The sequence below is a fragment of the Actinotalea sp. genome (assembly GCF_041597215.1).
GTDB lineage: Bacteria > Actinomycetota > Actinomycetes > Actinomycetales > Cellulomonadaceae > Actinotalea.
In genome coordinates, this window is the sequence record NZ_JBFHHB010000179.1 from 1 (window position 1) to 6,535 (window position 6,535).

A 6,535-nucleotide genomic window follows, 5' to 3' on the forward strand; every position below is an offset into this window, starting at 1 on the left:
GACGACCGAGTCGACCGGGGTGAGGAAGATGTCGGACTCGCTGGTGCCGGTCGCCCGGAGCGTCGGGAGCCAGGCCGCCGCGGCGAGCAGGGCGATCGCCGTCACCGCCCACACCTGCCGGGGGCGGCGGCCGAGCAGGCCCGAGACCCGGCCCCACAGGCCCGAGCGTGCCTCGAGGTGCGCGAGGTCCTCCGTGACCTCCGCGCCGGAGTCGTCGGTCGCGGCGGGCCGCGGCATCCGGGGCCAGAAGATGAAGCGGGCGCGCTTGCCGCCGACGAGGAGCAGGGCCGGGAGCAGGGTGAGTGCCGCCAGGACGGCGGCGACGATGCCGATGGCATCGACGGGCCCGAGGCTCCGGTTGGACGAGAGGTCCGAGAGCAGCAGGCAGAGCAGACCTGCGATGACGGTGCCCGCGCTGGCGACGATGGGCTCGAGCGAGGCGCGCCAGGCACGGCGCATCGCCAGGTGCGGGGCGTGCACGCGGCGCAGCTCCTCGCGGAACCGCGAGACGAGCAGCAGCGAGTAGTCCGTCGCCGCACCGACGACGAGGATGAACAGGATCCCCTGGCTCTGGCCGTTGAGCACGAGCACCCCGGCCTTGGCGAGCTCGAAGACGACGAGCGCCGCACCCGAGAGGGCGAACAGTGCGGTGAAGAGCACGGTGAACGGGAGGGAGGGCGACCGGTAGACCAGGATGAGGATGACGAAGACCGCTGCGAGGGCCACCAGGAGCAGCACGCCGTCGATCCCGCCGAAGGCCTCCACGAGGTCGGCGATGGAACCGGCGGGGCCCGTCACATAGGCGGTCAGTCCGTCGAGCTGCTCGCCTGCCGCGACCCGGAGCTCGGCCACGACCAGGTTGACGACCCGTTCCTCGTCGACCTGGGCCAGGGCCTTCTCGGAGTCGAGGGACACGGTCACGAGTGCGGCCTCGCCGTCCTCGGACGGGAACGCGACGACGGGTGCGGTCACCAGGTCGGCGAGCGGGGTTCCGTCCACGTCGAGCCCGGCGAGGGTCCCGGCGAAGGCCTGCACCTGGCCGAGCTGCTCGGGACTCAGCGGGCCGTCACCCTCGATCACGACGAGCGCAGGGAGTGTCGTCGACTGCCGGAACGCCGCGGAGAGCTCTGCCGCACGGGTCGACTCCGCGCTCTGCGGCAGGAACGACGCCGTGTCGTTCTCCTGCACCTCGGACAGCCGTCCGACGGACATGCCGCCGACGCCGCCGATGGCCAGCCAGGCGATGATGACCCCCAGCACGGCGAGCCCTCGAAGCAGACCCGACCGCGCACCTTCTCGATTCCTCAGCATGCTGAGTATCATGGATTGCTGCATCGGCGCACACAACTCGGACAGGAGGTGCCGCCGCGATGACCACCCACGACGACGTCGACGCCGCCGGTCCCTCCGTCGAGTCCCCGCGAGCTCTCGACAGCACCCAGGACCCGGCCCCCCGCACCGACCACGCCCCCCGGCTCCCGGAGGACTGGCCGACGGGCCGCCTCATGTCCGCCATCACCCGCCGGGTCGAACGGGAGTGGAACGCGCACCTCGCGCGGTGGGAGCTCAACCACGCCTCGCTCCCCGTGCTCGCCCACCTCGCCGGCGGCCCCCGCTCCCAGCGTCAGCTCGCCGAGTCCTGCGGGGTCACCGAGCAGACCATGAGCAAGACGCTCGCCCGGCTGGAGCGCACGGGCTATGTCGAGCGACCGATCCGCCCGGGTGACCGGCGCCGCCACGACGTCCTCCTGACCGCAGCCGGCTACGGGGCGCTGAGCGCGGCGGGCGCCTCCGACCGGGCGGAGGAGATGGTCCTGCGCGGACTGGACGCCGAGCAGACCGAGCAGCTGCGGCGCCTTCTCCTGCACATGCTGGCCGCCCAGGAGGAGGCCGAGAGCGATGGCGACGAGGCGCTCGACGAGGCCACCGGGTAGCGTTCCGCCGATGGACACCGGTCAGCTGACGTTCGAGCGGCCAGAACCCCGCCTCGTCCCCTACCTGGACGCGTGGGAGACGCAGAGACGGCTGCACGCCGAGGTGGCGGACGGCACCCGCGGCGACACCGTCGTCGTGCTCGAGCACCCGCCCGTCTACACCGCGGGCCGGCGCACGGCCACGGCGGACCGCCCGGTCGACGGGACGCCGGTGGTCGACGTCGACCGCGGCGGCCGGATCACCTGGCACGGGCCGGGACAGCTCGTCGCGTACCCCATCGTGAAGCTCGCGGAGCCCGTGGACGTCGTCGCGTACGTCCGCGCCCTGGAGGAGGCCGTCCTCGCCGTCTGCTCCGACCTCGGGGTGGCTGCGGCCCGCGTGGAGGGGCGCTCGGGTGTCTGGTGCCCCGCCGACGAGACCCGGCGCGACCGGAAGGTCTGCGCGATCGGTGTGCGGGTCGCCAGGGGGGTGACCATGCACGGTCTCGCGCTCAACGCCGATCCCGATCTCACGGCCTTCGGCCGGATCGTGCCCTGCGGGATCACCGACGCCGACGTGACCTCGCTGTCGGCGGAGCTCGGCCGACGGGTCACCGTCGACGAGGTCGACCCGCTGCTGGCCGTCCACCTCGGCAGGGCCCTCGCGCCCCTCCTCATCCCCTCACGTACCCTGGCCCGATGACGATCGCGCCCGAGGGACGCCGCATGCTGCGGGTCGAGGCCCGCAACGCAGAGACGCCCATCGAGAAGAAGCCCGAGTGGATCAAGACGAAGGCCACGATGGGCCCGGCGTACACCGAGCTCAAGGGCCTCGTGAAGGGCGGCGCCCTGCACACGGTGTGCGAGGAAGCCGGCTGCCCCAACATCTTCGAGTGCTGGGAGGACCGCGAGGCGACCTTCCTCATCGGCGGTGACCAGTGCACGCGGCGGTGCGACTTCTGCCAGATCGACACCGGCAAGCCCGCCGACCTCGACCGGGACGAGCCGCGACGGGTCGCCGAGTCGGTCAGCACGATGGGCCTGCGGTACTCCACCATCACCGGTGTCGCCCGCGACGACCTCCCCGACGGCGGCGCCTGGCTCTACGCCGAGACCGTCCGTCAGATCCATGCGCTCAACCCCGGTACCGGCGTGGAGCTGCTGATCCCGGACTTCACCGCCGTGCCCGAGCAGCTGGCCGAGGTGTTCTCCTCGCGACCGCAGGTCCTGGCGCACAACCTCGAGACCGTCCCGAGGATCTTCAAGCAGATCCGGCCCGGCTTCCGCTACGAGCGGTCGCTCTCGGTCCTCACCGCAGCCCGCGACGCCGGCCTCGTCACCAAGTCCAACCTCATCCTCGGGATGGGCGAGACGATGGAGGAGGCCGCCGCGGCCCTCGCCGACCTGCACGAGGCCGGCTGCGACCTCGTGACGATCACGCAGTACCTGCGGCCCTCCGTACGCCACCACCCGGTCAGCAGGTGGGTGCGGCCGGAGGAGTTCGTCGAGCTCTCGCAGGAGGCCGAGCGGCTGGGCTTCCTCGGTGTGATGGCCGGTCCGCTGGTGCGGTCCTCGTACCGCGCCGGCAGCCTCTGGGGCCAGGCCATGCGCCGACGCGGCTGGGAGATCCCGGCCGAGCTCGCGCACCTCGCGGAGGAGCGCACCGCCCGCCAGGAGGCCGCGAGCCTGCTCGCACGCTGAGCGCGCCACCGGTGGTGGGCGGCAGCCGCCGGTCGCGGCGCCGGTCGCCGGCTCTCAGCCGACGGCGTCGACCTCGAGCAGGAGCGCCTGCTGCGGCAGCAGCAGCGGCATCGGGAGCCCCACCTCGGCCAGGACCCGACCGGGAAGGGTCACCCCGCCCTCCAGGACCCACGGCGGAGCGACGTCCTGGATGACCGCCGGACGGTCGACGAGCGTCCACGGGCGCACCCGGTAGACCCTGTCCTGGTCGAGGCCCACCAGGCGCACCGGAGCGGGCAGGGCGTGCTCCGCGGCCGCGAGGGCGACGTAGGCGAACAGCGCGCTGGACCGGTCCGGGGCCACGACTCCGTGCAGCAGCAGGGCGGGGTCGCACAGGTCGGCGCGGACGACGGTCCCCGTGTGCAGCGCGGCCCTGCGCTCCCGGTAGGCGGCCGTCCACGAGGCGATCCGGGCGCGCTGCTCGTCGTCGGCCGCGAGCAGGTCCCACTCGATCCCTGCGCTGCCGAACAGCGCCGTCGCCGCCCGGAAGGAGAGGTCGCTGCTGCGCCCCGTCGTGTGCGCCCGGGGCGCGCCCAGGTGGCTGCCAAGGTACTCCGGCGGGACGAGGATGCCGGTCCACCGCTGGATCTGCTGACGTTCGAGCGGGTCGTTCGTGTCGGAGGTCCACACGCGATCCACCCGCTCGAGGATCCCGAGGTCGATCCGCGCACCGCCCGAGGCACAGGACTCGATCTCGAGCCCCGGTGCCGCGACGCGCAGCTCGTCGATCAGGCGGTACAGCGCCATGGTCTGCCGGTGCGCGACGGGCTCGAGCAGGTCGCGGTTGTGATCCCACTTGAGGTAGGCGATCGGGTACTCGCGGACGAGTGCCACGAGCCGGTCCCGGACGTACGCATAGGCCTCGGGATGGTCCAGGTCGAGCGTGCGCTGGAAGCGCCAGGTCGGCGCGGACGGCTCCCCGAGCACCCACTCGGGATGCGCCCTGGCCAGCGCGGAGTCGGGGCTGACCATCTCCGGCTCGACCCACAGCCCGAAGTCCATGCCGTGGGAGCGGACGAGGTCGACGAGCGGGTGCAGGCCCTGGGGCCATACCGTCGGGTCGACCGTCCAGTCCCCCAGAGCGCGGCGATCATCACGTCGCCCGGTGAACCACCCGTCGTCCAGCACGAACCGCTCGACACCGACCTGCGCCGCCGCCTCGACGAGGCGCCCGAGCACGTCGAGGTCGTGGTCGAAGTAGACGGCCTCCCAGGTGTTCAGCACCACGGGGCGGGGACCACGGACGGTCGAGCGGGACCGGACGTACGGGTGCAGCCGCGCGGAGAGCCCGTCGAGCCCCTCGCGGGACCACGCACCGACCACCCACGGCGTCGTGTACGACTCCCCCGGTGCCAGGCGGATCTCACCAGGGGCGAGCAGCTCGCCGAGCGCGATCACGGCGGGGCCGAGCGGCTGCCGCTCCACGTGGACGGACTTGTCGCCGCTCCACGCCAGGTGCGCGGCCCAGACCTCACCCGACCGGAACGCGAATCCGGCCGTGCCGGCGACCGTGAGGAAGGGGTCGTCGTGCCCGGGTCGACCATGCCGGGTCTGCCTGCTCCACGAGCCGAGACCGAGTGCCGTGCGCTGGGGCCGACGCTCGTGGGTCCACAGGCCGGTGAAGTCGAGCACCTCCCGTGCGCGATCAGGGATCGGGAGGACCGCGTCGAGCGCCGCCAGCTCGAGGCGGTCCCTCGAGTCGTTGCGCAGGCGGTGACGGATCCGCAGGACGCCGTGCTCCGTGAGCTCGACCTCGGTCACGACGACGGCACCGTCGGAGCCGTCGTCACTGGTCACCCGCAGGAGGAGGCCGTCCCGCTCGACCTCGCGGACCTCGAGGGCGCCGATGGCTCTCCCGGTGGCCGACCAGAACCCCTGGAGGGCGGGGCGCCCGGACCAGCCCTCGGCGAGCCCCGGCAGGACCGACACCCGAAGCGGGAGGTCGATCGAGCTGGGGCCGACGGCCGGAACCGCGCTGTCGGCGAGCGCGGTCAGCCCGCGCTCGTCCAGGTCGCCGAGGTCGGCGCCCCAGTGGACGATCGCGGGCAGCCGCGAGCCGCGGGCATCCAGCACGAGGCTGGAGCCCGCGGCGCGCAGGTGGTGGATCAAGCACTCACTCCTTGACCGGGATCGACTGCGACTTCAGCGTGCTGATGGTCGACTCCTGCGCCGTGGTCAGGGCCTCGGTCAGGGTACCGCCACCGGTGACAGCCGCCTTGAAGCCGTCCGAGGCGTCCGCGTAGACCTGGGTCATCGTCGGACCCCAGGTGAAGTCGGGGTTGACCTGGCCGGAGGCCTCGGCGAAGACGTCGTAGATGGCCTGGCCGCCGTAGAACTCCACGCCCTCCTTGAGCGCGGGCAGGTCGGCACCCGCCTTGGTCGCCGGGTACAGGTTGGCGGCCTTGTTGAGGGCGGTGAGCGCCTCGTCGGAGGTGTTCAGCCAGAGCGCGAACTTCGCGGCCTCGTAGACGTGCTCCGAGCCCTTGAAGACGGCGGTCGAGGAACCGCCCCAGTTGCCGGCCGTGGCGTCCCCGGCCTCCCACTGCGGCATCGGGGCGACGGCCCAGTTGCCGGCGGTGTCAGGCGCGCCGCTCGCGATCGAGTTGGCGCCCCAGACCGCGGAGATCCAGGTCCAGTCCGAGCCGGTGTTGTACGCGTTGTCCCACTCGCTGGTCCACGGCGGGTTCGCCGAGACGAGGCCCTGGTCGATCAGGTTCTGCCAGTAGTCGGCCACCATGACCGACTCCTCGCTGGTCAGGTCGACGGTCCACTCGGTGCCGTCGTTCTGGAACCACGAGCCACCGGCCTGCCACACGAGGCCGGCGAACTGGTTGATGTCGCTCTGCGAGAAGTTGGTGATGTAGCCACCGGCCTCCTTGATC

At 72.6% G+C, this 6,535-nt stretch carries 5 protein-coding genes and 1 pseudogene; 3 read left to right on the top strand and 3 right to left on the bottom strand.

The annotated features are described in order from the left end of the window. A partial coding sequence (locus ABWK99_RS12010) for an MMPL family transporter (protein WP_372594939.1) occupies positions 1–1,311 on the bottom strand: 1,311 nt, incomplete at its 3' end. Positions 1,312–1,370: 59 nt separating this feature from the next. Between ABWK99_RS12010 and ABWK99_RS12015 the strand changes: the two genes are divergently transcribed. Genes ABWK99_RS12015 through lipA form a run of 3 tightly spaced genes read left to right on the top strand, consistent with a single transcriptional unit; the run spans position 1,371 to position 3,614 of the window. Then, the gene (locus ABWK99_RS12015) at positions 1,371–1,934 is read left to right on the top strand and encodes a MarR family winged helix-turn-helix transcriptional regulator (protein ID WP_372594940.1); all 564 of its coding nucleotides are present in this window, start codon (positions 1,371–1,373) and stop codon (positions 1,932–1,934) included. Positions 1,935–1,944: 10 nt separating this feature from the next. Next, positions 1,945–2,616 (top strand): lipoyl(octanoyl) transferase LipB, encoded by a 672-nt coding sequence (lipB, locus tag ABWK99_RS12020; protein WP_372594941.1) that lies wholly within the window; start codon positions 1,945–1,947, stop codon positions 2,614–2,616. Then, positions 2,613–3,614, top strand: a complete 1,002-nt coding sequence (gene lipA, locus ABWK99_RS12025) for a lipoyl synthase (RefSeq protein ID WP_372594942.1) — start codon at positions 2,613–2,615, stop codon at positions 3,612–3,614. The genes lipB and lipA overlap by 4 nt, the downstream gene beginning before the upstream one ends. A 54-nt stretch (positions 3,615–3,668) precedes the next feature. On the opposite strand, the gene ABWK99_RS12030 is transcribed toward lipA, so the two are convergent. Then, positions 3,669–5,762, bottom strand: a complete 2,094-nt coding sequence (locus tag ABWK99_RS12030; RefSeq protein WP_372594943.1) for an alpha-galactosidase — start codon at positions 5,760–5,762, stop codon at positions 3,669–3,671. Positions 5,763–5,766: 4 nt separating this feature from the next. Next, positions 5,767–6,535 (bottom strand): annotated as a pseudogene (locus ABWK99_RS12035) (sugar ABC transporter substrate-binding protein); the annotation flags it as partial.